At 64.8% G+C, this 25,677-nt stretch carries 27 protein-coding genes; 15 read left to right on the top strand and 12 right to left on the bottom strand.

The genetic code is table 11. The features are described from left to right. Positions 1-5: 5 nt before the first annotated feature. Positions 6-1,268 carry a ubiquinone biosynthesis hydroxylase gene (locus tag ACSQ3Z_RS02605; RefSeq protein ID WP_436169823.1) on the bottom strand — a complete coding sequence of 421 codons (1,263 nt, stop codon included), beginning with the start codon at positions 1,266-1,268 and terminating at the stop codon, positions 6-8. 115 nt (positions 1,269-1,383) lie between these two features. Between ACSQ3Z_RS02605 and tesB the strand changes: the two genes are divergently transcribed. From tesB to ACSQ3Z_RS02570, 7 genes are all read left to right on the top strand, one after another. Continuing rightward, a complete protein-coding gene (tesB, locus tag ACSQ3Z_RS02600) occupies positions 1,384-2,247 on the top strand; it encodes an acyl-CoA thioesterase II (protein WP_006206119.1) in 864 nt (287 codons plus the stop codon). Between the two features lie 265 nt (positions 2,248-2,512). Beyond that, positions 2,513-2,851: a P-II family nitrogen regulator gene (locus ACSQ3Z_RS02595; RefSeq protein ID WP_023800571.1), complete on the top strand. Its 339-nt coding sequence runs from the start codon at positions 2,513-2,515 to the stop codon at positions 2,849-2,851. Between the two features lie 31 nt (positions 2,852-2,882). Next, on the top strand, positions 2,883-4,313 hold the full coding sequence (locus ACSQ3Z_RS02590; RefSeq protein WP_436169822.1) for an ammonium transporter: 1,431 nt from the start codon (positions 2,883-2,885) through the stop codon (positions 4,311-4,313). Positions 4,314-4,647: 334 nt separating this feature from the next. Beyond that, a complete protein-coding gene (locus tag ACSQ3Z_RS02585; protein WP_436169821.1) occupies positions 4,648-4,920 on the top strand; it encodes a hypothetical protein in 273 nt (90 codons plus the stop codon). 441 nt (positions 4,921-5,361) lie between these two features. Next, a complete protein-coding gene (locus ACSQ3Z_RS02580) occupies positions 5,362-8,019 on the top strand; it encodes a DNA translocase FtsK 4TM domain-containing protein (protein ID WP_436169820.1) in 2,658 nt (885 codons plus the stop codon). A 151-nt stretch (positions 8,020-8,170) separates the two neighbouring features. Then, entirely contained in the window at positions 8,171-8,851 is a 681-nt protein-coding gene (locus ACSQ3Z_RS02575; RefSeq protein ID WP_436169819.1) for an outer membrane lipoprotein carrier protein LolA, read from the top strand. Between the two features lie 203 nt (positions 8,852-9,054). Beyond that, the gene (locus ACSQ3Z_RS02570) at positions 9,055-9,861 is read left to right on the top strand and encodes an exodeoxyribonuclease III (RefSeq protein WP_436169818.1); all 807 of its coding nucleotides are present in this window, start codon (positions 9,055-9,057) and stop codon (positions 9,859-9,861) included. A 23-nt stretch (positions 9,862-9,884) separates the two neighbouring features. Here the strand turns inward: ACSQ3Z_RS02570 and ACSQ3Z_RS02565 are convergent, their stop codons facing one another. Beyond that, entirely contained in the window at positions 9,885-10,340 is a 456-nt protein-coding gene (locus tag ACSQ3Z_RS02565) for a cyclic nucleotide-binding domain-containing protein (RefSeq protein ID WP_436169817.1), read from the bottom strand. Between the two features lie 309 nt (positions 10,341-10,649). After that, positions 10,650-11,333, bottom strand: coding sequence for a response regulator transcription factor (locus tag ACSQ3Z_RS02560; RefSeq protein WP_006201134.1), 684 nt, complete (start codon positions 11,331-11,333; stop codon positions 10,650-10,652). A 147-nt stretch (positions 11,334-11,480) separates the two neighbouring features. Between ACSQ3Z_RS02560 and ACSQ3Z_RS02555 the strand changes: the two genes are divergently transcribed. Then, complete coding sequence (locus tag ACSQ3Z_RS02555) at positions 11,481-12,014, top strand: L,D-transpeptidase family protein (protein ID WP_436169816.1); 534 nt, start codon at positions 11,481-11,483, stop codon at positions 12,012-12,014. Positions 12,015-12,125: 111 nt separating this feature from the next. On the opposite strand, the gene ACSQ3Z_RS02550 is transcribed toward ACSQ3Z_RS02555, so the two are convergent. After that, complete coding sequence (locus tag ACSQ3Z_RS02550) at positions 12,126-12,389, bottom strand: hypothetical protein (protein ID WP_436169815.1); 264 nt, start codon at positions 12,387-12,389, stop codon at positions 12,126-12,128. Positions 12,390-12,552: 163 nt separating this feature from the next. Between ACSQ3Z_RS02550 and gcvA the strand changes: the two genes are divergently transcribed. Continuing rightward, complete coding sequence (gene gcvA / locus ACSQ3Z_RS02545) at positions 12,553-13,503, top strand: transcriptional regulator GcvA (RefSeq protein WP_436169814.1); 951 nt, start codon at positions 12,553-12,555, stop codon at positions 13,501-13,503. A 34-nt stretch (positions 13,504-13,537) separates the two neighbouring features. Here the strand turns inward: gcvA and ACSQ3Z_RS02540 are convergent, their stop codons facing one another. From ACSQ3Z_RS02540 to tsaD, 6 genes are all read right to left on the bottom strand, one after another. Continuing rightward, positions 13,538-13,960: a DUF1761 domain-containing protein gene (locus ACSQ3Z_RS02540; RefSeq protein ID WP_436169813.1), complete on the bottom strand. Its 423-nt coding sequence runs from the start codon at positions 13,958-13,960 to the stop codon at positions 13,538-13,540. A 108-nt stretch (positions 13,961-14,068) separates the two neighbouring features. Further along, the gene (locus tag ACSQ3Z_RS02535; RefSeq protein WP_436169812.1) at positions 14,069-14,767 is read right to left on the bottom strand and encodes a class I SAM-dependent methyltransferase; all 699 of its coding nucleotides are present in this window, start codon (positions 14,765-14,767) and stop codon (positions 14,069-14,071) included. Then, on the bottom strand, positions 14,722-15,147 hold the full coding sequence (locus tag ACSQ3Z_RS02530; protein WP_436169811.1) for an EVE domain-containing protein: 426 nt from the start codon (positions 15,145-15,147) through the stop codon (positions 14,722-14,724). The genes ACSQ3Z_RS02535 and ACSQ3Z_RS02530 overlap by 46 nt, the downstream gene beginning before the upstream one ends. Before the next feature lie 41 nt (positions 15,148-15,188). Further along, positions 15,189-15,485 carry a YciI-like protein gene (locus ACSQ3Z_RS02525; protein ID WP_436169810.1) on the bottom strand — a complete coding sequence of 99 codons (297 nt, stop codon included), beginning with the start codon at positions 15,483-15,485 and terminating at the stop codon, positions 15,189-15,191. Between the two features lie 26 nt (positions 15,486-15,511). Next, positions 15,512-16,522 (bottom strand): NAD(P)H-dependent glycerol-3-phosphate dehydrogenase, encoded by a 1,011-nt coding sequence (locus tag ACSQ3Z_RS02520; protein ID WP_436169809.1) that lies wholly within the window; start codon positions 16,520-16,522, stop codon positions 15,512-15,514. Beyond that, positions 16,519-17,604, bottom strand: a complete 1,086-nt coding sequence (tsaD, locus tag ACSQ3Z_RS02515; RefSeq protein WP_436171819.1) for a tRNA (adenosine(37)-N6)-threonylcarbamoyltransferase complex transferase subunit TsaD — start codon at positions 17,602-17,604, stop codon at positions 16,519-16,521. Before tsaD ends, ACSQ3Z_RS02520 begins: the two co-directional genes overlap by 4 nt. 94 nt (positions 17,605-17,698) lie before the next feature. Here tsaD and hemC point away from each other — a divergent pair, with 94 nt between their 5' ends. From hemC to ACSQ3Z_RS02485, 6 genes are all read left to right on the top strand, one after another. Beyond that, positions 17,699-18,625 (top strand): hydroxymethylbilane synthase, encoded by a 927-nt coding sequence (gene hemC, locus ACSQ3Z_RS02510; RefSeq protein WP_436169808.1) that lies wholly within the window; start codon positions 17,699-17,701, stop codon positions 18,623-18,625. Between the two features lies 1 nt (position 18,626). Next, the gene (locus ACSQ3Z_RS02505; RefSeq protein ID WP_436169807.1) at positions 18,627-19,340 is read left to right on the top strand and encodes a uroporphyrinogen-III synthase; all 714 of its coding nucleotides are present in this window, start codon (positions 18,627-18,629) and stop codon (positions 19,338-19,340) included. A gap of 105 nt (positions 19,341-19,445) precedes the next feature. Then, positions 19,446-20,915 (top strand): COG4223 family protein, encoded by a 1,470-nt coding sequence (locus ACSQ3Z_RS02500; protein WP_436169806.1) that lies wholly within the window; start codon positions 19,446-19,448, stop codon positions 20,913-20,915. Between the two features lie 10 nt (positions 20,916-20,925). Continuing rightward, the gene (locus ACSQ3Z_RS02495) at positions 20,926-22,539 is read left to right on the top strand and encodes a heme biosynthesis protein HemY (protein ID WP_436169805.1); all 1,614 of its coding nucleotides are present in this window, start codon (positions 20,926-20,928) and stop codon (positions 22,537-22,539) included. 36 nt (positions 22,540-22,575) lie between these two features. Beyond that, positions 22,576-23,055: a TerB family tellurite resistance protein gene (locus ACSQ3Z_RS02490; RefSeq protein ID WP_436169804.1), complete on the top strand. Its 480-nt coding sequence runs from the start codon at positions 22,576-22,578 to the stop codon at positions 23,053-23,055. A 7-nt stretch (positions 23,056-23,062) separates the two neighbouring features. Further along, positions 23,063-23,779: a glutamine amidotransferase gene (locus tag ACSQ3Z_RS02485; protein WP_436169803.1), complete on the top strand. Its 717-nt coding sequence runs from the start codon at positions 23,063-23,065 to the stop codon at positions 23,777-23,779. 3 nt (positions 23,780-23,782) lie between these two features. Here ACSQ3Z_RS02485 and ACSQ3Z_RS02480 read toward each other — a convergent pair whose 3' ends face one another. Then, positions 23,783-25,021 (bottom strand): MFS transporter, encoded by a 1,239-nt coding sequence (locus ACSQ3Z_RS02480; RefSeq protein ID WP_436169802.1) that lies wholly within the window; start codon positions 25,019-25,021, stop codon positions 23,783-23,785. 159 nt (positions 25,022-25,180) lie between these two features. After that, positions 25,181-25,606, bottom strand: coding sequence for an Lrp/AsnC family transcriptional regulator (locus tag ACSQ3Z_RS02475; protein ID WP_436169801.1), 426 nt, complete (start codon positions 25,604-25,606; stop codon positions 25,181-25,183). Between the last annotated feature and the right edge of the window lie 71 nt (positions 25,607-25,677).

The following is a 25,677-nucleotide window of genomic DNA, read 5'->3' as shown; positions in this document are numbered from 1 at the left end:
AAGGCTCAGATCGCCTCGCCCTTCAACAGCCTTGGCGTGTCGCCTGAAAGCCCCGAGGCCTGGCGGATGAAGAAATCCTTCAGCTTGGGCATGCGCTCGACGAGGCCGAGGCCGATGTCGCGGGCAGTGCGCAGCGGGCCGATGTCGTTGGAAAACAGCCGGTTCAGCACATCGGTGGTGATGCCCATCTGCACGGTGTCGAAGCGCCGCCACTGCTGGTAGCGCTCGAGCACGTCGAGCGCGCCGATGTCCTGTCCGAGGCGGTCGGCCTCGACCACCACTTCGGCAAGCGCGGCCACATCCTTGAAGCCGAGGTTGAGGCCCTGGCCGGCGATCGGGTGGATGCCGTGCGCGGCGTCGCCCGCGAGCGCGATGCGCGGCGCGACGAAGGCGCGGGCAAGGGTGAGGCCAAGCGGCCAGGCGCGTGGCTTGTCGGCGACGTGGATCGCGCCGAGCTTGAGGCCAAAACGCTGCTCGAGCTCGTGCTCGAAGACGAGGTCGTCGCCGTCGACCAGCTTTTGCGCATCCTCTGTTCGTTCGACCCAGACGATCGACGAGCGGTTGGTGCCGTTGCTGTCCGGCTTGAGCGGCAATGTGGCGAAGGGGCCGGCGGGCAGGAAATGCTCCTCGGCGCGGCCATTGTGCGGGCGCTCATGCGCGACGGTGCAGACGATGCCGGACTGGCCATACTCCCATTTCACCGTCTTGATGCCGGCCATGTCGCGCAGCTTCGAATTGACGCCGTCGGCGGCGACCAATAGCCGCGCCTTCAGCGTCGCGCCGTCGGCCAGATGCACGGTGATGCCGGCGCCGTCGGTGTCGAAGGCGCTGACGGCAAGGCCCTCGATGATGTCGATGCCGAGCTTTTCGGCGCGCCGGCGCAAGGCGCCGTTCAAATCCCTGTTGGCGACCATATGCGCGAAAGGCTCGCCTGGCGCCACCTCGCCGTCGAAGGTGAGAAACACCGGACGCACCGGATCGGATGTGCGCGAATCGGTGATGATCATGTCGGTGATCGCCTGCGCCTCCGGTGCGATCTCGTTCCAGACCTGAAGCTGCTCCAGCATGCGGCAGGCGGCGGCTGCGATCGCCGAGGCGCGGCCGTCCCTTTGCCAGACGCCGGCGGGCGCGGCGTCGACCACGGCGACGGCGAGGCTGGGACGCGCCTGCTTCAGCGCTACGGCGCTGGCCAGGCCGACATAGCCGGCGCCGGCGACCAGCACGTCGAGCGAGGCCCGGGTTTTTGCATCCGCCTTGCGGTCAACCATGACAAATTCCTTTCGTGGCCCTGGCCCTGGCCGGCCATGTCCGGCCATTCGGCCTTGACTGCCCGTCATTCCTGTCGGAAACCGCCATAACATTTCCGCGGCAGGAGCGCGAAACATGACAGCGGCCATGGACGAGCTTCTCGGTATTCTCGACCTCGAGCAACTGGAACACAACCTGTACCGTGGTCGCAGCCCCAAGCTCGACTGGCAGCGCGTCTTCGGCGGCCAGACCATCGCCCAGGCGCTGGTCGCCGCCCAGCGCACGGTCGAGCCCGAGCGCCACGTGCATTCGCTGCATGGCTATTTCATGCGGCCGGGCGACACCACGGTGCCGATCGTCTACGAGGTCGACCGCATCCGCGACGGCGGCTCCTTCACCACGCGCCGCGTGGTGGCGATCCAACACGGCCAGGCGATCTTCTCGCTGGAAGCCTCGTTCCAGCAGGACGAGGTCGGTCTCGAGCACCAGGTGCCGATGCCGCAGGACGTGCCGGCGCCCGACAGCCTGTTGTCGCAGCGCGAATTGCTCGGCAAGTTCGGCGAGGCGGTTCCGGAAGGCATCAAGCGCTACTGGGACCGCGACCGGCCGATCGAGATGAAGCCGGTGATGCTGAAGCACTATACGAGCCGCGAAAAGCTGGAGCCGGAGCAGAACATCTGGATCCGCACCACAGGGCCAGTGCCGGCCGACCGGGCCACGCAGGCGGCGGTGCTCGCCTATCTCTCCGACATGACACTGCTCGACACCTCAACCTTCGCGCATGGCCGCGCCATTTTCGACCGCGACATCCAGGCGGCCAGCCTCGACCACGCCATGTGGTTCCATCGCAGCCATCCGCTCGACGACTGGATCCTCTACACGCAGGACAGCCCCTCGACTCAAGGCTCGCGCGGCTTCACGCGCGGCTCGCTGTTTGCCCGCGACGGCACGCTGATCGCCTCCGTTGCCCAGGAAGGGCTGATCCGGCTCAAGCGTTGAGCAGGACAGGACGCGGGCTGCATTCTGCTTCAGCCTGCCGAATAGGCATTTTTAAAAAATTGCCTATTTTTTAATCAGTGACAACGCTGTGACTGTGCACAGTCTGCCGTTCGGCGGCCTCCAATCTCTTTGTTTACAATAGGTTAACAGGCTGCTTCGGCAATTGGCACGGAGCTTGAATCCTAGCGGGCACTCTCCGGCTCTCATTGGGATCGGCGAAGTCGTGCAAACGCGGGGGACCCGCAACAGCAAAGGGTGAAACCTTATGAAAATCGTGATGGCTATCATCAAGCCGTTCAAGCTCGACGAGGTGCGCGAGGCGCTCACCGCAGTCGGCATCCAGGGCCTGACCGTCACCGAAGTCAAAGGCTACGGGCGTCAGAAGGGACATACGGAAATCTATCGCGGGGCGGAATACGCGGTCAGCTTCCTGCCGAAGATCAAGATTGAGGTCGCGGTCGGTCTCGACATGGTCGACAAGGCCGTCGAAGCCATCACGGCGGCGGCCAAGACCGGCCAGATCGGCGACGGCAAGATCTTCGTTTTCGGCATCGACCAGGCCGTGCGCATCCGCACCGGCGAAACAGACACAGACGCGCTTTGAGCTGCGAGCACGTATTCCAATGGAGAGTTCAATGAACATACCTTCCACCTTGAAGTCGGCGGCGCGCTCCGCGCTGTTGGGCTCGTTCGCGCTCGGAGCATTGGGCACGGTCGCCGCGCTGGCGCAGGAAGCGGCCCCCGCCGTCGCCGCAGCCGCGCCGGCAGCCCCCGCTTTCACCGTCGACAAGGGCGACACCACGTGGATGATGATTTCCACCGTGCTGGTGCTGTTGATGACCATTCCCGGCCTTGCGCTTTTCTACGGCGGCCTGGTTCGTGCCAAGAACATGCTGTCGGTGCTGATGCAGGTCTTCACCATCACCTGCGTGGTCATGATCATCTGGGTTTTCTACGGCTACAGCCTCGCCTTCACCGCCGGCAACGCCTTCGTCGGCGGCCTGTCCAAGGCGTTTCTCTCCGGTGTCAGCGTATCGACGCTGTCGGAAACCTTCACCAAGGGCGTCGCCATTCCTGAACTGGTGTTCGTCGTCTTCCAGATGACCTTCGCCTGCATCACGCCGGCGCTGATCGTCGGCGCTTTCGCCGAACGCGTCAAATTCTCGGCGGTGATGCTTTTCGTCATCCTCTGGGTGACGTTCGTCTACTTCCCGATCGCGCATATGGTCTGGTTCTGGGGCGGCCCGAGCGCCTATTCCGACCCGTCCGGGCTGATCTTCAGCTTCGGCGCCATCGACTTCGCCGGCGGCACGGTCGTTCACATCAATGCGGGCATCGCGGGCCTCGTCGGCGCGCTCATGATCGGCAAGCGCATCGGCTACAAGAAGGACATCATGGCTCCGCACTCGATGACGCTCACCATGGTTGGCGCTTCACTGCTGTGGGTCGGCTGGTTCGGCTTCAACGCCGGTTCGAACCTCGAAGCGAACGCCTATGCGGTGCTGGCCATGGTCAATACCTTCGTTGCCACGGCGGCGGCGGCATTGACCTGGACCGTGCTTGAATCGCTGCTGCGCGGCAAAGCCTCCATGCTGGGCATTGCTTCGGGCGCGGTGACCGGCCTCGTCGCCATCACGCCTGCTGCCGGCTTTGCCGGACCGATGGGCGCCATCGTGCTCGGCATCGTCGCCACCTGCGTCTGCTACTTCTTCGTCTCGGTGGTGAAGAACACGTTCGACTATGACGACAGCCTCGATGTCTTCGGCGTCCACTGCGTCGGCGGCATCATCGGCGCGCTCGGCACCGGCATCCTGGTCAACCCCGCCCTCGGCGGCGCCGGCATCGTCGACTATTCGACGGCCGACTTCGCCGCCGGCTATGCCGGAACGGCCACCCAGTTGCTGGCGCAGGGCAAGGGTGTCCTGGTGACCGTGCTCTGGTCGGGCATCGGCAGTGCCATCCTCTACAAGATCGTCGACATGATCGTCGGCCTGCGCCCGTCGGCCGACGCAGAGCGCGAAGGCCTCGACCTCACCTCGCATGGCGAAGCGGCCTATCACTCGTAAGCCTCGCCAGTGCCGGGCGGCTTGCGCCGCCCCGCATCCTCCCATCCCGTCGTGACGCTCCCGAAAAGGGCTCACGCATTGAGGCCCGGACCTGTTCCGGGCCTCTTTTTTGTCTAACCTTTTGTTTTTGCGCAATTCCGGACGGAAAACCGCTGCACACTTTTCCTGGAATTGCTCTAGATGCCCGCCTGCCTCCAATCCCGGTGGCTCAGTCACAATCAGTTGATCGGGCGCATGTTCAGGCATCCGGCCTGAAACATCGGCCGGGTCGGTTCCGAACTGGGGTGGCGATCGTCGCTTGGGCGCTCACGAACAACAGGGAAGGAACCATCTCATGAATATCAGGATCTGCCTTGGAGCGCTTGCTCTTTCCATGGTCAGCGGTGTGTCATTCGCCGGCGCTCTCGACTCGCCGGACAACATGGCGCCATTCTTCACCGACGGCGGCATGAAGACCATGAAGCCGAAGGCCGAGTTCAAGGCTGCCTGGGACTCGATGGCCAAGGACCAGCAGGACGCGATGATGAAGGAATGCCAGGATGCGGCGATGAGCAAGCCGCATGCCGAATTCTGCGCCAATTTGCAGGCGCTCGGCGGCGCCAACTGAGATGGCAAGGACCAGGCCCATGCGGCCCTGATCTTTCCAAGCAAGCAATGGCGGGCCCGCAGGGTCGCCATTTTTTGTTGGTATGGATCCGGCCCGCCAAGCATCAAGCGAATGTGATTCAGAGTGATTCCACAGGCGCATCGTTTGTCGGCTAGCTTGCGCCTCGATCCCACCCCCGGATCAGCGGAGGGCCAAATCCCACTTTCGCCCTCCTCAAGAAAGGCCTCGTTGGCTCCGGCTCGCGAGGCTTTTTTGCATTGACGCGTCCGGGCCCGGCAAGGCGTGCGCCTGTAAGCTCCCGCAACTCCTGGTACCAGGGTTTTGGTCGCCTCAACTTCTTATAGTTAATGCGGCCTTAACCTTCCCACCGATAGTCTGGCATCCGAATCTGCCGGAGTGCGTGTTGCGCCCGGTCAGTCCATGACAGACGGGGAACGAGGCATGCGTTCAGGGGCTTCAGCACCGCTCGCGCTGACCGATACGGGGCACGGCATCCAGGCATTCGCGCGGCGCCAGGTCGGCCGGCTGGTCGGCGTCGCCCTGTTCGTTCTGGTTGCCTTCGGCATTGCCAGCCTCGCCACCTGGAACGTCGCGGATCCGAGTTTCTCCCACGCCACCGCCAACATCGTCACCAACGCCATGGGCTATGCCGGCGCGGTCTTCTCCGACCTTGCCATGCAGTTCTTCGGTCTTGCCGCGGTCGCTGCCCTGGTGCCGGCGGTGATCTTGGGCTACCTGCTGTTTTCCGCGCGCGGTGTCGACAGGGTGCCGAAGCGAGGGGCCGCCTGGTTCGGCTTCGCGCTGCTTGCGGCGGCGATCGCCGGCTGCGTGACGCCGCCCAAGACCTGGCCGCTGCCGACCGGGCTCGGCGGCGTGTTCGGCGACATGGTGCTGAAGATTCCCGGCCTGGTCATCGGCGGCTATCCGACCGGTCTCTTCGCCAGCGTGCTCGCCGTGCTGCTTGCCGCGCCGGCGCTGTGGCTGTTTGCCTATGGCTCGGCGCTGATCGCGCGCAAGAACGGCTTCGCCGTGCTCGAGCCGGCTGCCGCGCCCGATCCCCGAGAGGACGACCTGCTCTTCGACAATGACGAGGATGAGGGCGACGAAGGCATATTGGCGCTCGGCGCCATCACCCATTGGTGGCTGTCGCTGCGTGCTTGGATGCACCGCCGCGCCGTGCGCCGCCAGCAGGAGCGGGACGAGTTCGAGCCGGAGATGGAGCCGCGCGCCAGCGCCTGGCGGCGCGCCGCCGAACGCGTCGAATCGGCCGAGTATGCCGAGGCGCGGATGAGCCCGGGCGGCCGCGCCCGCGTCGAGCCGGAATTCTTTGCCGCCATGGTCAACGACCGCAGCGTTTCCGTCGACCCGGACGATGACGACGTCTTCGATAATGACGATGACGCCGACATGGACTTTGACGAGGAGCCCGTGCAGCGCCGTGCCGCGCCGACCGCCAAGGTGCAGAACTTCCGCTCCGATGCGGCGACCCGCGTCGAGGCGCCGGCGCCGCGTCCGGCCCCCGGCGCGCGCGTCCAGCGCGAGGCGCAGACCTCGCTGATCGGTTCGGAGACGTTCGAAATGCCGTCGCTGCATTTCCTGTCCGAACCGAAGAACGTCGTGCGCGACGCCAGCCTGTCGAAGGACGCGCTGGAGCAGAATGCCCGCCTGCTCGAGGGCGTGCTGGAGGATTTCGGCGTCAAGGGCGAGATCATCCATGTCCGCCCGGGTCCGGTCGTCACGCTCTATGAGCTAGAACCGGCGCCCGGCATCAAATCCTCGCGTGTCATCGGCCTGTCCGACGATATCGCCCGCTCGATGAGCGCCATTGCCTGCCGCGTCGCCGTCGTGCCCGGCCGCAACGCCATCGGCATCGAATTGCCGAATGCCAAGCGCGAGACGGTCTATCTGCGCGAAATCATGGCCAGCCGCGATTTCGAGACCACCAAGGCAAAGCTCGCGCTGGCGCTCGGCAAGACCATCAACGGCGAGGCTGTCATCGTCGACATCGCCAAGATGCCGCACGTGCTGGTCGCCGGTACCACCGGCTCCGGCAAGTCGGTCGCCATCAACACCATGATCCTGTCGCTGCTCTACCGGCTGACGCCGCAGGACTGCCGGCTGATCATGATCGACCCGAAGATGCTGGAACTCTCGGTCTATGACGGCATCCCGCATCTTTTGACGCCCGTCGTCACCGATCCGAAGAAGGCGGTGGTAGCGCTGAAATGGACCGTGCGCGAGATGGAGGACCGCTACCGCAAGATGTCGAAGGTCGGCGTGCGCAACATCGACGGTTTCAACGCACGCGTCCAGCAGGCGGAGAAAAAGGGCGAGAAGATTTCACGCACCGTACAGACCGGCTTCGACCGCCAGACCGGCGAGGCGATCTACGAGACGGAGAACCTCGATCTCGAGCCGATGCCCTACATCGTCGTCATCATCGACGAAATGGCCGACCTGATGATGGTCGCCGGCAAGGACATCGAAGGTGCCGTGCAGCGCCTGGCGCAAATGGCGCGCGCGGCCGGAATCCATGTCATCATGGCCACGCAGCGCCCGTCGGTCGACGTTATCACCGGCACGATCAAGGCCAATTTCCCGACCCGCATCTCCTTCCAGGTGACGTCGAAGATCGACAGTCGCACCATTCTGGGCGAGCAGGGCGCCGAACAGCTGCTCGGCATGGGCGACATGCTCTACATGGCCGGCGGCGGCCGCATCCAGCGCGTGCACGGGCCCTTCGTCTCGGACGACGAGGTCGAGAGGATCGTTGCCCATCTGAAGCTGCAGGGCGTGCCTGAATATCTCGACGCCATCACCGAGGACGATGGCGAGGACGACGACGATGAGCCGTCCGGCAAGGGCGGGTCCGGCGGCGGCGGCAATTTCGAGGATTCCGACGATCCCTACGACCAGGCGGTGGCCGTGGTGCTGCGCGACGGCAAGGCCTCGACCAGCTACATCCAGCGTCGGCTCGGCATCGGCTACAACCGCGCCGCCTCGATCATCGAGAAGATGGAGAAGGAAGGCATTGTCGGTCCCGCCAACCACGCCGGCAAGCGCGAGATCCTGGTGCCGACGGAGGACGACAAGTTCTGATGTGCCGGCAGGGCGCCGCGCAGCGCCTGCCAGCAACCTTTGAACCTTCTGGCGCGTTGAAGCGACTGAGCGCTGTCCGACCCGCCAAACTTAAGCCTAACTGGGGGTCCACGGACTGCTACACCACACGCAACAGACGAAAGTGACCGGCATGAAAAACTTGATTTTCGCCAACAGCGATTATGCCCCAACCCGCCGTCAGGTGCTTGGCCCAGGCATGGTCCTTGCGGGTGCCGCGGCCATCAACGTCGTGCCCGGTTTCCAGCTGCTGGCGTCGGCGCAAGCCGCGGTTCCGCCGGCGGCGCAGAAGATCGCCGACCATTTTTCGTCCGTCAAATCGATGTCCGGCGAATTCGTGCAGTTCGGGCCGAAGGGCGAGCAGACCGGCGGCAAGTTCTTCCTGGAACGTCCGGGCAAGATCCGCTTCAACTATGACGGATCGTCGAATTTCCGGGTGATTTCCGACGGCAAGTCGGTGGTCATCCTCAACAAGAAGCTGAAGACGTCAGACCTCTATCCGCTGTCGAAGACGCCGCTGAAGCTGTTGCTCGACGACAGGATCGACCTCTCCGGCAACCGGGTCAAAAGCGTAAAGGAAGAGGACGATCTCACCACCATCCAGCTCTCCGACAAATCCGTGTTCGGCAACGCGAGGATCACCATGATGTTCGATCCGAAATCCTACGAACTGCGCCAGTGGACCATCACCGACGCGCAGGGCAAGGACACGACGGTGATGATCTTCAACGTCAAGGAAGGCGTCAGCTTCGCCCCCGACACCTTCGCCATCGACTATACCGCGAACCGCGAACTGAATACCAAGACGCGCTAGGGTTCCGCCGTTTTCAGGTGAGGCCGGTCGGAGCTGAATCTCGGCGGACCCCGACCGCAGCCTGAGCCGGGCTTCAGCACGGCCCGGCTTGTCTTTGCCGGCCGCGGCTGGCAGGGTCCGGGACTGACTCTTTCAAAAGGGCGTCATTTCCCGTCAGAGCCGGTCCGGCTGTGGCGGGTCTTGCGCTGTCCCGGATCCTTCGCATGCCCTTTTCCGTCGCCACCTGGAACATCAACTCCGTTCGCCTGCGCATGCCGATCGTCGAGCGCCTGCTTATTGAGCAGGCTCCCGACGTGCTCTGCCTGCAGGAGACGAAAGTCCCCGACGAATTGTTTCCCGAAAAAGCCTTCCGCAAGCTTGGCTACGGGCACATCGCCTTCCATGGTCAGAAGGGCTACCACGGCGTCGCGACGGTGGCGCGGCGTCCGATCGAAGTGGTCGAGAAGCGGCGCTTCTGCGAGATCGATGACAGCCGGCATCTGTCGGTCACGGTGCGGGCCGGCGGCAAGGCGATCCTGCTGCACAATTTCTACGTCCCTGCCGGCGGCGACGAACCCGACCCGGAGATCAACCGCAAGTTCAAACACAAGCTCGATTTCGTCACCGAGATGAACGCCATCCGCGCCGAGCACGACGAGGTGTCCGGCTCGATCCTGGTCGGCGACCTCAACATCGCGCCGCTCGAGCACGATGTCTGGTCGCACAAGCAGTTGCTCAAGGTCGTCAGCCACACGCCGGTGGAGACGGAAAGCTTCGAGGCGATGCGGCGCTCCGGCGACTGGGTCGATCTGATGCGGCTCAACGTGCCGCAGGAACAGAAGCTCTACACCTGGTGGAGCTATCGCGCCCAGGATTGGGAGGCATCGGACCGCGGCCGCCGGCTCGACCATGTCTGGTCGTCGCCGAATCTGGTCGAGAATTTTGCCGGCTATGAAATCTTGCGGCCGGCGCGTGGCTGGGAGCGGCCGTCGGACCATGTGCCTGTGATTGCGCGATTTGATTTAGAGTAGGCGTGGTCGGCGCATAGTCGAACCTACCCCGTAAAGCGCGGCGCCAGCTCCTCGATGCGACGGATCAACGCCTGAAAATCCTCCAGGATGCGCTGGTGCAGTTGGACCGCGATCTCGGGGTATTCTTCGAGGATGCGGCGGAACATCTTGCGGCTGAGCCGCAGCACTTCCGAATCGATCTCGGCGGAAGCGCTGGTCAGCCGGTTGGTGTCGGCTATCAGCGCCAGCTCGCTCAATATGGTGCCCGGACCAACCGTGTTGATCGGGATGCGTTCGCCATTCTGCTCGCGATAGAGCACGAGGCGGCCGCTGACCACGATATAGGCCGAATCAGCCACGTCGTCCTCACGGTAGAGCTTATGGTTAGCCTGCAGCAGTGTGGTCTCGGCGCCAAAGGCGAGCAGACGCAACTGTTCCTGCGTGAAACCCTCGAAGAGCCTCACGGCGGACAGGATGCGGATGTCGTCATCCAGCGCCATCTAGCAGCTATGTCCCCTTACAATCAGTCCAATCCCTCCCTTAGAGCGGTTCTGCTTTTGATAGGATCGCAGATCCGCTCTAAGTATTTGTTTTTACGCAATTCCGGACTTCCTGGAATTGCTCTAGAGCGCCGCGCGTCCTCCTCGACGCGCAAAGGACGCCCTAACATCCTGAATCTGCGCATCGTGCTTTTCCAAAAATCGATTCCGATTTTTGGGCCGATGCGGCAGGGGGTCGATCCAGAACCACCTCCAGCACCAGGATCGTACCCGAAAGCGGCCCCGACCGCTCGTTGGATCATGAAAAGTTTAAGGAACCAGCTTGTAGCCGCCGCTTTCTGTCACAAGAATTTCGGCATTGGAAGGATCGCGCTCGATCTTCTGGCGCAGACGGTAGACGTGGGTTTCCAGCGTGTGCGTGGTGACGCCGGAATTGTAGCCCCAGACCTCTTCCAGCAGCACGTCGCGCGTCACCACCTTCTGGTCGGCGCGGTAGAGATATTTGATGATCGAGGCCTCCTTTTCGGTCAGCCGCACCTTGGCGCCGCGCTGGTCGATCAGGAGCTTCTGGCTCGGCTTGAAAGTGTAGGGGCCGACCGAGAAGGTGGCGTCCTCGCTCTGTTCGTGCTGGCGCAGCTGGGCGCGGACGCGGGCAAGCAGCACCGCGAAGCGGAACGGCTTGGTCACATAGTCGTTGGCGCCAGCCTCGAGACCGAGGATCGTGTCGGAATCGGTATCGTGACCGGTCAGCATGATGATGGGCGCCTTGTAGCCGCCCTTGCGCAGGATTTTCACGGCCTCGCGGCCGTCCATGTCGGGCAGGCCGACATCCATGATGAGCAGGTCGACGAGGCCGCCGCGGGCCGCGGCGACGCCTTTTGCGGCCGTTGCTTCCTGCTGGACGTCGAATTCCTCGTAGAGGGCCAGTTGCTCGACGAGTGTGCCGCGCAGGTCGTCATCGTCGTCAACGATCAGAATGGTGCGTGAGGTCATGGATCAATCCGTTGTTTTGAAAAGAAAATTCAGTTGACCGCCCCCCGTTTATGCGGAAGCTGACCGACAGAACAGCCGATCACAGTGATTTGTTCCGTGACACGATCATACAAGAAAAAACGTCCATGCAATGCAGCCGGCGCATTTTTGCCAAAAGGGTTGCGCGTGCTCAGCGTGCGCGCCAGGCCCGGCAACCCCAGTCAGGGGTTTTTGCAGGCCGGCCGTCTGGTGTTTGCCTGCGCCCTGGGGCGCGGCGGCATTTCTGCAAACAAGCGCGAAGGCGACGGCGCCACGCCGCTCGCCGCGATGCGGATCCTGTCAGGCTATTTCCGTGGGGATCAGTTTTCCGGCGGCCGCGGGACCCGGCTGGCGATGACGCCGATCGGCCCGGATCTCGGCTGGTGCGAGGTGCCGGACGACCGCAACTACAATCGCCCGGTGAAGATTCCCTACGGCGCCAGCCATGAGCGGATGCGGCGCTCCGATCGGCTCTATGATGCCTGCCTGGTGCTCGACTGGAACATTTCGCCGCGCCGCCGCGGGCGCGGCAGCGCCATCTTCTTCCACCTGGCGCGGCCGGGCTTCACGCCGACGCAAGGCTGCGTGGCGGTGACGGCGCAAACCATGGCGCGGCTTTTGCCGTTGCTGTCGGATCGAACGGTGGTGAGGGTGGTGAGGTAGGGGAATAGGGGAATAGGGCAGTAAGGCAGTAAGGCAGTAAGGCAGTAAGGCAGTAAGGCAGTAAGGCATACGCGTCGGCGCCGCTTTAGCTTTCCCTACTGCCCTACTCCCTTATTCCCCTATCCTCCGTCTCGGCTGCTGCCATCCTGTGTCGAGCAGGCCAAGGCGGCCGAGTTCGCGGTCCATGGCGCGGGCGACATCCTTGCGCTCGCCGCCAATGTCGCGCAGCTGGCGATCGGAGAGATCCTCGACGTTGCGGTGGGCGACATCCTGGTGGGCGACGCGCACGGCGACCCTGGCGTGGCGGAGCCAATCAAGCGCAGCGCTGAGCCAGGTCGGGCGGGCGGTTGGTGATCTCAAAGCGATGTGGGACATCGTGTCCTCCGTTCTCCGGATATCAAATCCGGTTTGATGGTGTTTCGATGGTCACATCATGCCGGATTGAAATCTAAGGGGGAAACGAGTAGTTCTTTTCTCATCATCAAGTTTTCTTTGAGGGTCGAAGCGCTATGATCCCCCTCGAATCGGTCTCGTCCTGATGGCCCGCCTGCTGCCGGGAACCCGTGCCTTGAGGACGCTGGAGGCGGCGGCCAGGCACCTCAATTTCACCCGTGCTGCCGACGAGCTCGGGCTGACGCCGGCCGCCGTCAGCCATCAGATCAAGGAGATCGAGGACCAGCTCGGTCTGGTGCTGTTCACGCGAACCAGCCGTACCATCCGGCTGACCGAGGCCGGCACGGTGCTGTTCGACGCCGCGACCGACGCGCTCGACCTGCTGGGCCGCGCGGTTTCGCGGGCGCAGAAGACGGCGCGCGGAACGGCGCTGCTGAAGATCACGCTGGACGCGCAGTTCGCGACGAAATGGCTGATGCGGCGCGTCGATGATTTTCGCCGGCAGCGGCCGGGCATCGAGCTGCGCTTCGACATCTCCTATGAAGTGCGCGACTTCGACCGCGACGACGTCGATATAGGCATCCGCTTCGGCACCGGCAAATATCCGGGACTATACGCCGACCGGCTGTTCGAAAACATCATCACTCCGGTCTGCAGCCCGGCCCTGCTGCGCTCCGGGCCGCCGCTCAAGGAGCCGCGCGACCTATTCCAGCACACGCTCGCCCATATCGTATGGTCCCGCCAGGGCGTCACCTGGCCGAACTGGCGCATGTGGATGGCGGCGGCGGGCATCGACGATTTCGACGACAGCCGGACCATCGTTTTCGGCAGCTCATCGGATGCGGTGCAGGCAGCGCTCGACGGCAATGCCGTGGCGCTCGCCGATTTCGCCATGGTGGCAAACGACCTGTCCGAAGGCCGGCTGGTGCGGCCGTTCGCACTCGGCATCAAGGTCGCGCCGGAATTCGCCTACTTCCTGGTCTATCCGGTCGCATCCGCGAACGACGCCAGGATCGTGGCCTTCAAGGACTGGATCCTGAACGAGGTCCACAAGCCGCAGCCGGACCCGACACGCCGGAGTTGGGACGAGCTTTAGGTTGCACCAGCCGCCGTGCGGTCGGGGGTTGCGCTCAGCCGGCGACCACCGGCGCGCCGAACCAGCCGATCACCGCGCCGATGAGAAGCAGCACGCCCAGCCAGTGACCCGTGTCGATCAGCGTCAGGTCCCAGCCGAAGCCTTCGTAACGGTGGTTGACCGAAAGCGTCGTGGCGACGAAGCCAAGCCACAGCACGAAGCCGAAGACCAGCCCGGCGACCAGGGTCGGTTCGCCGCCGGTCATCGCACCGACGACAAGGGCCATGACCAGCGCCATGATCAGTTCGGCGATGAAGGAGATGATGAAGGGCAGCGGCGAGCGTTTCATCGTCGCCGGGTCGAGCTTGGCGGCCTTCAGCCACGGCTTGCTCAAGCCCATGTACCAGGCCGCGCCGAACAGCCACGCCACCACGGCGGCAACAATGACCGCCAGCCAGTTCACTGCCGAAAAATCCATGATTCCCCCTCCCGATGCATGTCGCCCCAAAGTGTGCTGCAGCTTTGGGACAGCGACATGCATAGTCTTTAAATCGATGCGCGATGGAACGCCTGTTCGGCGGTGGCGTCAAGCAAGGCGCCAGACGGTCGTGCGCTTGACCTCGGCGTCCTCCAGCGCGCGTGTCACCGGCACTTCGTAGACGCCGAGCGGCTCCAGTCCCGTCCCGGGCAGATAGGAGCGGCCGGGATCGCCGATCAGTATTTCCGCGCCGCGTGCCTTCAGCGCCGTGAACCACGGCATCAGCCTGTCGGCGAACGGCTTGTCGTAGAAGACGTCGCCGGCCAGCACGACGTCCCAACCGGCGTCGCTGCCGACGCAATCGGCGGCGAGGAATTCCGCCTTGACCTGATTGGCTTCGAGGTTGAGGGCGATCGCCGTTGCGCAGAACGGGTCGATGTCGGCCGCGGTCACCTCGGCCGCGCCGGCCTTGGCGGCGGCGATGGCGACAAGGCCGGAGCCGGAGGCGAAATCGAGCACGCGCTTGCCGCGTATCGTGGCCGGATGGTCGAGCAGATAGCGGGCGAGACCCTGGCCGCCGGCCCAGGCGAAGGCCCAGAAGGGCGGCGGCAGGCCGATTGCCGCCAGTTCGTCTTCCGTCCGCAGCCAGAGGTCATGGGCTTCGTCGGCCAGGTGAAGAAGAATTTCAGGCACGTGCGGCGGCGCCATCAGCGCCGTGTTGTCGAGGATGAATCTTTTCGCGCTGTTCGGGGTGAGGACGGTCACGGGGCCGGTGTCAGCCCGCCCATGCGACAGACTTCCTTCCATTCGGCCGGCGTCACCGGTTGCACGGAAAGCCGTCCGAGCCGGACCAGTGCCATTTCGGCGAGCTTGGGATTGGCCTTGACCTGCTCGAGAGTCGGCGGGTTCGGCACGTCCTTGACGGCGCGGATGTCGACGCATTCCCAGCGCGGATCGTCGGTGGTGCTGTCTGGATGCGCCAGGGCACAGACCTCGGCGATGCCGACGATGTTGAGCCCCTCATTGGAATGGTAGAAGAAGCCGAGATCGCCGATCTGCATCGCCTTCATGTTGTTGCGCGCCGCATAGTTGCGTACGCCGTCCCACTGCGTGCCGGCCTTGCCCTTGGCCTTCAGCGCCTCGAAGGAAAACACCGAGGGTTCGGATTTGAACAGCCAGTAGTTCATGCTTTTGCTCCTCCGTGCGGCCCGTTCATCAGCAACCAGAATTAACTAGCCGCCGGCTTGTTGAAGGTCCAGTTCCACTGGCGGATTTCGACGCTCTCGAACAGGCCGGCCTTGGCATAGGGGTCGGCCGCCGACAGCTTCTCAGCGCCGGCCAGATCCGGGGCTTCGACCACGACGAGGCTGCCGTTCGGCTTGCCGTCTCCATCGAGGAACGGGCCGGCGAAGGCGAGCTTCTTGTCGCCGTTCAGCCCTTCCAGGAAGGCGATATGCTCGGGCCGCGTATCGAGGCGCACCTGCAGGCTGCCGGGCTTGTCCTTGCAAATCAACGCAAACAGCATCTTTTTTAGCTCCGGTTGTTCGAGACTTATATGTCGGTTTCGGTCTTCAGCGGCCGCGTCATCAGCGCCGACACAGCCTGTCGGACCGTAACTGTGCCGTCCAGTATGGCGGCGATGGCGGTGATGATCGGCGCGTCGATGCCACGCTCCGCGGCGATGCGGGCGGCGATCGCTGCCGTCGGTACGCCTTCGGCGAGCGGCAGGCCGGCAAGCGGCTTGCCTTGTCCCAGCGCCAGTCCGTAGGCAAAATTGCGCGACTGCGCCGACGAGCAAGTCAGCAGAAGATCGCCGAGGCCCGAAAGCCCCATCAGCGTCTCCGGCTTGGCGCCGAAGGCCGCACCGATGCGGCGCAGTTCGACGAAGCCGCGCGTCACCATGGCAGCCTGGGCGCTGGCGCCGAGGCTGGCACCGGTGACCGCGCCGGCGGCAATGGCAAAGACATTCTTCAGCGCGCCGCCGATCTCGACGCCGACGAGGTCGTCGCTCGAGTAGCAGCGCAGATTTTCTGCCGAAAAGCGGGCGGCAAGGTCGGCGGCCAGATCCGCGTCGCGGGCGGCGACCACCACTGCCGTCGGCAGCCCGCGCGCGACGTCGGTGGCAAAACTCGGGCCGGACAGGGCGGCAACCGGGTTGGTCGGAAGGATATTCTCGACGATCGCCGAGAGCAGCGCACCGGTGTCGCGTTCGATGCCCTTGGCGCAGAGGACCAGCGGCACGGCCTTCGGCACATGGTCCTTTGCTGAGGCCAGCATGGTGCGCAGCGCCTGCGCCGGGGCCACGGCCAGCACGCAGTCGGCGCCGTCGAGCGCGGCCTTGATGTCGCTGGTCGCCACGATGCCGGGCTCGATGGCGATGCCCGGCAGATAGCGCGGATTTTCGCCGCGGTCGATCGCGGCGACGGTCTCCGGGTCGCGCGCATAGAGGCGGACGAAATGGCCGGTGCGCAGCATGGCCAGCGCAAGTGCGGTACCCCAGGCGCCGCCGCCGAGCACGGCAACGCGCCAGCCGCTTGGTGCCCTATCCTCGCCGCCGATCATGCCTTGGCCCCGCGCCGGCCCGAGCCGACCATCGGCGCCGAGATGCTGTCCAGCGGCCAGCGCGAGCGCGGCACGAAATCGGCGGCGTTCTCCTCAGCCATGCCGGCGCGCAGCCGCTCGATGCCGGCCCAGGCGATCATTGCTGCATTATCCGTGCAGAGTTTCAGCGGCGGTGCGACAAAGGTGAAGCCGGCTTGTGCGCACAGTTTGTCCAGCGTCGCCTTGATCGTGACGTTGGCGGCAACGCCGCCGGCAACGACCAGCGCCGGGTCCGCCTTGCCCGGGAATTCCTGCCGGAATCGATTCAGCGCCCGCCCGACACGATCGCCCAGTGCGTCCGCCACCGCCGCCTGGAACGAGGCGCAGATGTCGGCGACATCCTCATCGCTCAACGGTGCAATCGCTGTCGCCGCCTGGCGCACGGCGGTCTTGAGGCCGGAGAACGAAAAATCGGGTTGCGCCGAGCCTTTCATCGGGCGCGGGAAGGCAAAGCGCGCTGCATTGCCGGACGCCGCCGTCTTCTCGACATTCGGGCCGCCGGGATAGGGCAGGCCGAGCATCTTGGCGGTCTTGTCGAAGGCTTCGCCGAGCGCATCGTCGATGGTCGTCGCCCAGCGCTGGTAGTCACCGACGCCGCGCACGGCGACGATCTGCGTGTGGCCGCCGGAAACCAGCAGCAGCAGATAGGGGAAGTCGAGCCCGTCGGTCAGCCTTGCCGTCAGCGCATGGCCTTCGAGATGGTTGATGGCAATCAGTGGCTTGTTCGCTGCTGCCGCAATGGCCCTTGCCGTCATCAAACCGACGATCAGCCCGCCGACGAGGCCGGGACCGGCGGTCGCGGCAATGGCGTCGATATCGCCGAGCGCCACGCCCGAATCGGCAAGGGCGGCCTCGACGATGCCGTCCAGCGCCTCGACATGGGCGCGCGCGGCGATCTCCGGCACAACGCCGCCGAAAGCGGCATGTTCCTCGATCTGGCTGAGCACGATGTTGGACAGGATTTCGGGCGCGGACGTGCCGTCGAGCGCCACCACGCTGGCGGCGGTCTCGTCGCAACTTGTCTCAATGCCCAGAACGCGGATCAATTGGTCGCTGTCCCTAGAGATTGTATGCCAGACCTTTCCCCGTTAGGAGAAAACCCTGAAACCTGCCGGGGGTTATCACGGACCGCGCGCCATGCAAACAACCTTGAAAATCGGAACACGCGGCAGCCCGCTGGCGCTGGCCCAGGCGCATGAAACGCAGGCGCGCCTGATGGCGGCACACGGCCTGCCGGAGGCGGCGTTCGAGGTGGTGGTCATCTCGACCAGCGGCGACCGCATCCAGGACCGTCCGCTGTCGGAAGCCGGCGGCAAGGGCTTGTTCACCAAGGAAATCGAGGAGGCATTGCTCGCGGGCAGGATCGACATCGCCGTGCATTCGTCGAAGGACATGCCGACGCTGTTGCCGGACGGGCTCGAGCTGTCCGCTTTCCTGCCGCGCGAGGACGCGCGCGACGCTTTCGTCGGCAAGACGGCGAAGAGGATTGCTGACCTGCCGCAAGGCTCGAAGGTCGGGTCGTCCTCGCTCCGGCGTCAGGCGCTGATCCGGCGCATGCGGCCGGATCTCGACGTGGTGATGTTTCGCGGCAATGTGCAGACGCGGCTGCGCAAGCTGGACGAAGGCGTCGCCGACGGCACCATTCTGGCCTATGCCGGGCTGAAACGGCTCGGGCTTGAGCATGTCGTCACCGATCTGATGCCGCTTGACATTTTTCCGCCGGCGCCCGGGCAAGGCGCGATCTGCATCGAAAGCCGCATCGGCGATGCCGGCGTCGAAAAGATGCTGTTGGCCATCCATGATGTGCCGACCGGGCAGGCGCTGACCTGCGAGCGCGCTTTTCTCGCGGCGCTCGACGGCTCCTGCCGCACGCCGATCGCCGGCCATGCGACGATAGCAGGCGAAACGCTCTCCTTCGCCGGGTTGATCATCTCGCCTGACGGCACGGCCTCGCATGAGGTCGAGCTGGACGGTCCTGCGAAGGACGCTGCGCGGATCGGCGCGGACGCTGCGAGGACGGTGCGGGCCAAGGCCGGCGAAGCATTCTTCGACGGCTGGGCCTAAAATGGTCCGCGTCCTGGTGACGAGGCCGGAACCGGGCGCGACGCGCACGATGCGGCGGCTGCAGGACATGGGTTTTCAGCCGACCCTGCTGCCGCTGACCGAGACCGTGGCGTTGCCGGTCGACGCCCGCGCTGCCCCAAGCGATGCGGCGGTCGCGGTCACCAGCGCCAATGCGGTGCGCCATGCGCCGGAAGAGCTCATCGCGGCGCTCGCTGCCTTGCCCTGTCTTGCCGTCGGCAACAGGACGGCGGAAGCGGCGCGCAAGGCGGGTTTCCTGTCGGTCAGCGAAGGTCCGGGCGATGCCGCCGCACTGGCCGACGCGATCGCTGCCGGCTATTCGGCAGGGACGATCGCCTATCTCACCGGCCGCGTGCGCTTTCCGGCCTTCGAGGAGCAGCTCATGGCAGCCGGCGTCGAGGTCCGCGCCATCGAGACCTACGATACCGTTGCGCTGGAATATTCCGACACGGACCTGCTTGCGCGACTGTCCAGCCGGCCGGTCGAGGCGGTCCTGCTCTATTCGGCCAAGGCGGCAGCTGCGACGCAAGCCCTGATCAACCGGCCCGCTTTGCGTGATCTTTTTGAAAAGACCGTGTTTTTCGCTCTGTCGGGGCGTATCGCCGCAGTCTTCGAAAGCATCGCCGGGTCAAGGATCCGGATCGCGCCGGAACCGCAGGAAGAGGCGTTGCTGGAGTTGTTGCGGGCATGGCGCTGAACCCGCGTCATCACACCGCCCCTTTTCACCGCTTGGTGATGTGCTAGAGCATCCTTAGCTCGACACCCTTTGAACCATCCCAAGCCAATTTTGCGGAGCCCAAGCATGGTCAAGACGCCGAAGATGCGACATTCGAAAAGCCGCCGCGAGCCGGTGACGATCGAGCTCGAACCCGGCGCCGTGTCGCGCATCGTCGACGAGGATGCAGCGAAGGCTGAGGCCGAGGCGAAAGCGGAGGATGCCGTCGATGCGTCGCAGCCGGAGGCTCCGGAAGAGCCCGTCCATGCCGACCAGACCGACCTCGAGCCGTGGGAGCACACCGACGCGGCGGCGCAGGCCAGCGCGGAGCAACCTGCGGAGACTTCCCTAAAAGGTTCCGAGGAACCGCAAGCCGCCTATCCTGGAACAGCGAAGGCGGCGCCGGAACAGCCAAAAACCTCCGACTACAGTTTCGAGGACGCATCCGCCAAGCCGGCCGAAGAGAAGCCGAGGACGAGCCAGGCCCGAAACGAGTATGTGGCGCCACCGCCGAAGCGCAGCGGCATCAACGGCATTGCTGCCGGCATCATCGGCGGCGTCATCGCGCTGGCCGGTGCCGGCGGGCTGCAGTTCGCCGGCCTGCTCGGCGCGCCCGGGCCGGGCGCGGGCGGCGTGTCGCTCGACGGCGTCAATGGCGAAATCGCCGCGCTGAAGAGCGAGATTGCCGGCCTGAAGGAAGCGGGCGGCAACGGCGATGCCTCGGCCAAGGTCGATGGCCTGTCGTCGGCACTGGACCAGGTAAAGACGGATGTCGCGGCGCTGAAATCGGCGGTCGAGCAAGGCGGCGCCGGCGACAATGCCGGGCTTGCCGCACTCGGCGACAAGGTCAAGCAGATCGAGACGGCGGTCGCCGACCTCGGCAAGGCGAGCAGCACGGCGCCCGTCGATCTCGGCCCGCTCAACGAAAAGCTCGCCGGGCTCGAGGCGCTGGTGAAATCGGCCGGCGAGGCGGCGACGGCGCAGGACGGCCGGCTCGCCGCGCTGGAACAGTCGGTGTCGCAGCTTTCCGGCAAGGTCGAGGCGCAGGCTTCGCAGCCGAAGATCGCTTTGGCCATCGCCGCCTCGGCGCTGAAGGCGGCGCTCGACCGTGGCGCGCCATTCGCCGCCGAACTCGAGACCTTCGCGGCGATTTCGCCGGATGCGCCGGAGATCGCGACCTTGCGCGCCTATGCCGAGAAAGGCGTTTCGACCCGAACCGAGATCGCAGGCGAGATCGACGCCGCGGCCAATGCCATGGTCGCCGCCGCCACGCCCGTCGACCAGAATGCAAGCTTCCTGCAGAACCTGATGACGAGCGCCGAATCGCTGGTCAAGGTCAGGCCGATCGGCGCCGTCGAAGGCGCCGGCGCGCCCGAGACCGTGGCGCGCATGGAGGTGGCGGTCAACCAAGGCGACTACGCCAAGGCGCTCGCCGAATACGAGACCTTGCCCGAAGCGGTGAAAACGGCCGGTGCCGAGTTTGCCGGCAAACTGAAGGCGCGCCTGGAGGTCGAGAAGCAGATCGATTCGCTGATTGCCGGTGCAATGAAGGCGTGAGGAAAATCCGATGATCCGCATCCTGTTTTTCCTCGCCGTCGTCTTCGGGCTCGGTCTCGGCTTCGCCTGGCTGGCCGATCGACCCGGCGAGATGCTCGTCACCTTCAACGGCTACCAGTATCAGGTCAGCCTGATGGTGGCGGCGGTGGCGGTCGTTGCCGTCGTCGCCGCGGTGATGATCTTCTGGTGGCTGATCAAGTCGCTGTGGAACAGCCCCTACACCATCTCGCGCTATTTCCGCGTGCGCCGCCGCGACCGCGGCTACCAGGCGCTGTCGACCGGCATGATCGCCGCCGGCGCCGGCGATGGCGCGCTGGCCCGCAAGAAAACCAAGGAAGCGGCGAAGCTGATCCGCTCCGACCAGGAGCCGCTGATCCATCTCCTGGAAGCGCAGGCCTCGCTGCTCGAAGGCGACCATGAAGGCGCGCGCGAAAAATTCGAGAGCATGCTCGACGATCCGGAAATGCGGCTGCTCGGCCTGCGTGGGCTCTATCTGGAGGCCGAGCGCCTCGGCGACCGCAATGCCGCCAGGCATTATGCCGGCCGCGCCGCGGTGATGGCGCCGCAGCTGGCCTGGGCCGCCGAATCGACGCTGGAAGAATTGACCGGGCGCGGCGACTGGGACGGCGCGCTGAAGCTGGTCGAGGCGCAGAAATCCACCCGACAGATCGAGCGCGATGCCGCCAACCGCCGCCGCGCTGTGCTGCTCACCGCCAAGGCGCAAGCGCTGATCGACAGCGATCCCAATGCAGCGAGGACCGCCGCGCTCGAGGCCAACAAGCTCGCTCCCGATTTCGCGCCGGCAGCCGTCGCTGCGGCAAGCCTGCTGTTCAAGCAGAACGATGTGCGCAAGGGTTCAAAAATCCTCGAGACGGCGTGGAGGGCCGAGCCGCATCCGGAGATCGCCGGGATCTACACCCATGCCAGGCCGGGCGATGCGGTGCTCGACCGGCTGAGCCGGGCAAAGAAGCTGCAGGAGATGAAGAAGAACCATGCCGAGTCCTCGCTGACGGTGGCGCGCGCCGCGCTCGACGCGCAGGATTTTGCCACGGCGCGGCGCGAGGCCGAGGCCGCGATCCGCATGGATCGCCGCGAAGGCGCCTATCTGCTGCTGGCCGATATCGAAGAGGCCGAAACCGGCGACCAGGGCAAGGTGCGGCAATTGCTGTCCAAGGCGGTCAGGGCGCCGCGCGATCCGGCCTGGGTCGCCGACGGCGTCATCTCGGAACGCTGGGCGCCGGTGTCGCCGGTCTCCGGCAAGCTCGACGCCTTCGAGTGGCGCGCGCCGATGGAGCGGCTGGGCCAGCTCATCGACAGCCACGAGGATTTGCCCGAGACCGCCGTGCCGGCCATTACGGCGCCAGTCGTATCGGTCAAGGAAAAGCCTGCCGATGTGATCGATCACCCGGCCGTCTCCGCCGGCAAGACGACAGCAGCGGCCGGGGCCGTAGCGGAAATCGGCGAGGACCAGGTCACGCCGGTCACAGCCGCCGCCTTTGCCGCCGTGCCGTCCGATTCCGAAGCGGTCGAGCCGGCAGAGGAACTGGCGAGGCTGCCCGACGATCCCGGCGTCGACCCCGACGAGGAAGCGGAAAAAGCGCCGCGCCGGTTTCGCTTGTTTTGAGGCTCGGCCAGGATTTGGCCGTTTGGGAATGATGTGATGTTCGAACGCGTATTGTCGTTTCTCAAGGATTTGCCGGGTGGCACCGGGGTTCGCGCAAACGCGGACGATCCGCGCATTGCCGCGTCGGCGCTGCTCTACCATGTCATGAGTGCCGACGGCGTGCGCCAGGACATCGAGTGGGAGCGGTTCAAGCAGGTGCTGGCGCAAAGCTATTCGATCAGCGGCGAAGAACTCGACGCACTGGCCGCCGCCGGCGAGCACGCCGACAATGAGGCGATCGACCTCTATGCCTTCACCAGCGTGCTGAAGCGCCATCTCGACGCCGAGGCGCGCAAGGATTTCATCGGCCTGATGTGGGAAATCGTCTATGCCGATGGCGAGCTGCACGAGCTGGAGGACAACACGGTCTGGCGTGTCGCCGAACTGATCGGCGTCGAGCGCCGCGACCGCGTCGAGGCGCGCCGCAAGGCGGCCGCGCAAGCGCCTGGCGCCAGCGGAACCTCAAGCGACGAATAGGGTGCCGATGCCGCCCAAGCAGAGTTCGAAGCCAAGAATCCTGATCGTGCTGCATCAGGAGAATTCGAGCCCCGGCCGCGTCGGCCACATGCTGCTGGAGGAAGGGTTCGATCTCGACATCCGCCGGCCGCCGCTCGGCGACGAGTTGCCCGGTACGCTGGACGGCCATGCCGGAGCCGTGGTGTTCGGCGGGCCGATGAGCGCCAATGACGAGGACGAGTTCGTCCGCCGCGAGACCAACTGGCTCAACGTCCCGCTGAAGGAGAACCGGCCGTTCCTCGGCATCTGCCTCGGCGCGCAGATGCTGGTCAACCATCTCGGCGGCAAGGTCGAGGGTCATGGCGAAGGGCTGGTCGAGATCGGCTGGTATCCGCTGAAAGCGACCGAAGCCGGCAAGAAGCTGATGCACTGGCCGGAGATGGTTTACCAGTTTCACCGCGAGGGGTTTTCGCTGCCCAGGGATGCGACGCTGCTGGCGACCTCCGAGACCTACCCCAACCAGGCCTTCCGCTATGGCGACAATGCCTGGGGCATCCAGTTCCACGGCGAATTGACCCGTGTGATGATGCAGCGCTGGGTGGTGCGCGGTGCGCATCGCTTCGAACTTCCCGGCGCGCAGCCCGGCCGCGACCATCTCGGCGGCCGGCTGATCTGGGACATGCATCTCAAGCGCTGGCTCGGCGAATTTTTGCAGCTGATTTTCGGCAGGCCGGCTGTTCGGTAGATTTCAGTTCCGTCCGTTCAGGTGGCGGACCTTCCTTAGCGCCGGAAACAGATAGGTCCACAACCCGACGACGGCCACCGCGCCGACGCCGCCGATCACCACCGCAGGCAAAGTGCCGATCAGCGCTGCCATGGTGCCGGCGCGGAATTCGCCGAGCTCGTTCGAGGCGCCGACAAAGACCTGGTTGACGGCGTTGACGCGGCCACGCACTTGGTCTGGCGTCCACAGCTGGATCAAGGTCTCCCTGATATAGACGCTGAACATGTCGGTCGCGCCAAGGAAGACGAGGGCGAGGATCGACAGCCAGGTGATGGTCGACAGACCGAACAGCACGGTAAAAGCGCCGAACGCCGCTGCGGAACCCAGCATGATCATTCCCGCATGGTTGCGGATCGGATGGCCGACCAGCCAGATCGCCACCACGATTGCGCCGACGCTGGGCGCCGAGCGCAGCAGGCCGAGGCCCCATGGGCCGAGCTCGAGGATGTCGCGCGCATAGACCGGCAGCAATGCCGAGGCGCCCGAAAGAAGCACGGCAAACAGATCGAGCGAGATGGCGTCGAGCACGATCTTCTCGCCCCAGATGTAGCGGAAGCCGGCAAACAGCGTCTGCATCGTCGGCTTGTCGGTGGCGCTCTGCTGGGCCGGCTTCGGAATGGTGAAGATCAGCAGGGCGGCCACCGCCATCAGGATGGCGGCGGTGGCGTAGGCAGCTTCCGCCGAGAGGCCATAGAGCAGGCCGCCGGCGACCGGGCCGACGATGGTCGCCGTCTGCCAGGCGGACGAGTTCCAGGCAATCGCATTGCCGAAATCCTCCGGTGGCACCAGATTGGCGAACAGCGAGGACGAAGCCGGACCGAAGAAGGCGCGCACAACGCCGAACAGCGCGAGCACGGCGAAGATCGGCAGCGGACTGGCGAGACCGTGCAACGTCAAGACCAGGAGAACGAGTGCGCAGCCTGCCTCGATCAATGTCGACAGTCCCATGATCAGGCGGCGGCCGAAGCGATCGGCGACGACGCCGGTGACCAGCACCAGGAGCAACGACGGCAGGAACTGGACGATGCCGACAATGCCAAGATCGAAGGGATCGCGCGTCAGGTCGTAGATCTGCCAGCCGACAGCGACGGAGACGATCATGGTCGCGAATGTGCCGAGGAAGCGCGCCGTCCAGTAGCTCAGGAAGGCTTTGTGCCGGAAGGCGGCATAGCGCTGGTCCGGTGATATCTGTTCTGCAGTCATGGAGGTAAGGCCCCGTTGCAATGACATTGGCCGGCGGGGCACTTCCACGGTGGGCGCTGTTCCGGCCAAGGAGACTCTAGCTCAGTTCGTCGCAGCGTGTGCGCTAAAATTGGCACTGGACCAAGGATCTTCTGCCGACTGCAAGCTTTGGCGAAAGGCTCAAACGCTGCTCAGCATCAGGCTGGTTTCGCTGTTGAGGATGCCATCGATTGCCCTGACTTCGCGCAGCACACGGTCGAAGTCCGAAAGGCTCGCCGCATGGATCTCGGCGATAAGATCCCAGGTCCCGTTGGTCGTATGCAGCGAATACAGTTCCGGTATGCCGCGCAGCCGTTTAATGATCGTTGTGGTGGATTTTCCGGCGACTTCGATCATCATGATGGCGCGGATGGCGCGATCGTCTATGTCCTGGCGCACCCGGACGGTAAAGCCGAGCACTGCGCCCGACGACAGCAACTTGTCCAGCCGCGCCTGCACCGTTCCGCGCGAAACAGCGAGCACATCCGCAAGCTTGGAAATGGGCGCGCGGCCGTCCTCCCTGAGGACCGAGATCAGCCGGCGATCGATTTCGTCGAAGATATGCATGGCAATGTTGCAAGCTCGTAGTGATCAGATCGCCCGATTCTAGCGTCAGTTTTGAACACTTTGCAGGTTTC

The sequence above is a fragment of the Mesorhizobium sp. LjNodule214 genome (genome assembly GCF_964252735.1).
GTDB lineage: Bacteria > Pseudomonadota > Alphaproteobacteria > Rhizobiales > Rhizobiaceae > Mesorhizobium.
Note: the sequence above shows the minus strand (reverse complement) of the source record. Positions and strands in the feature narration are given on the sequence as shown.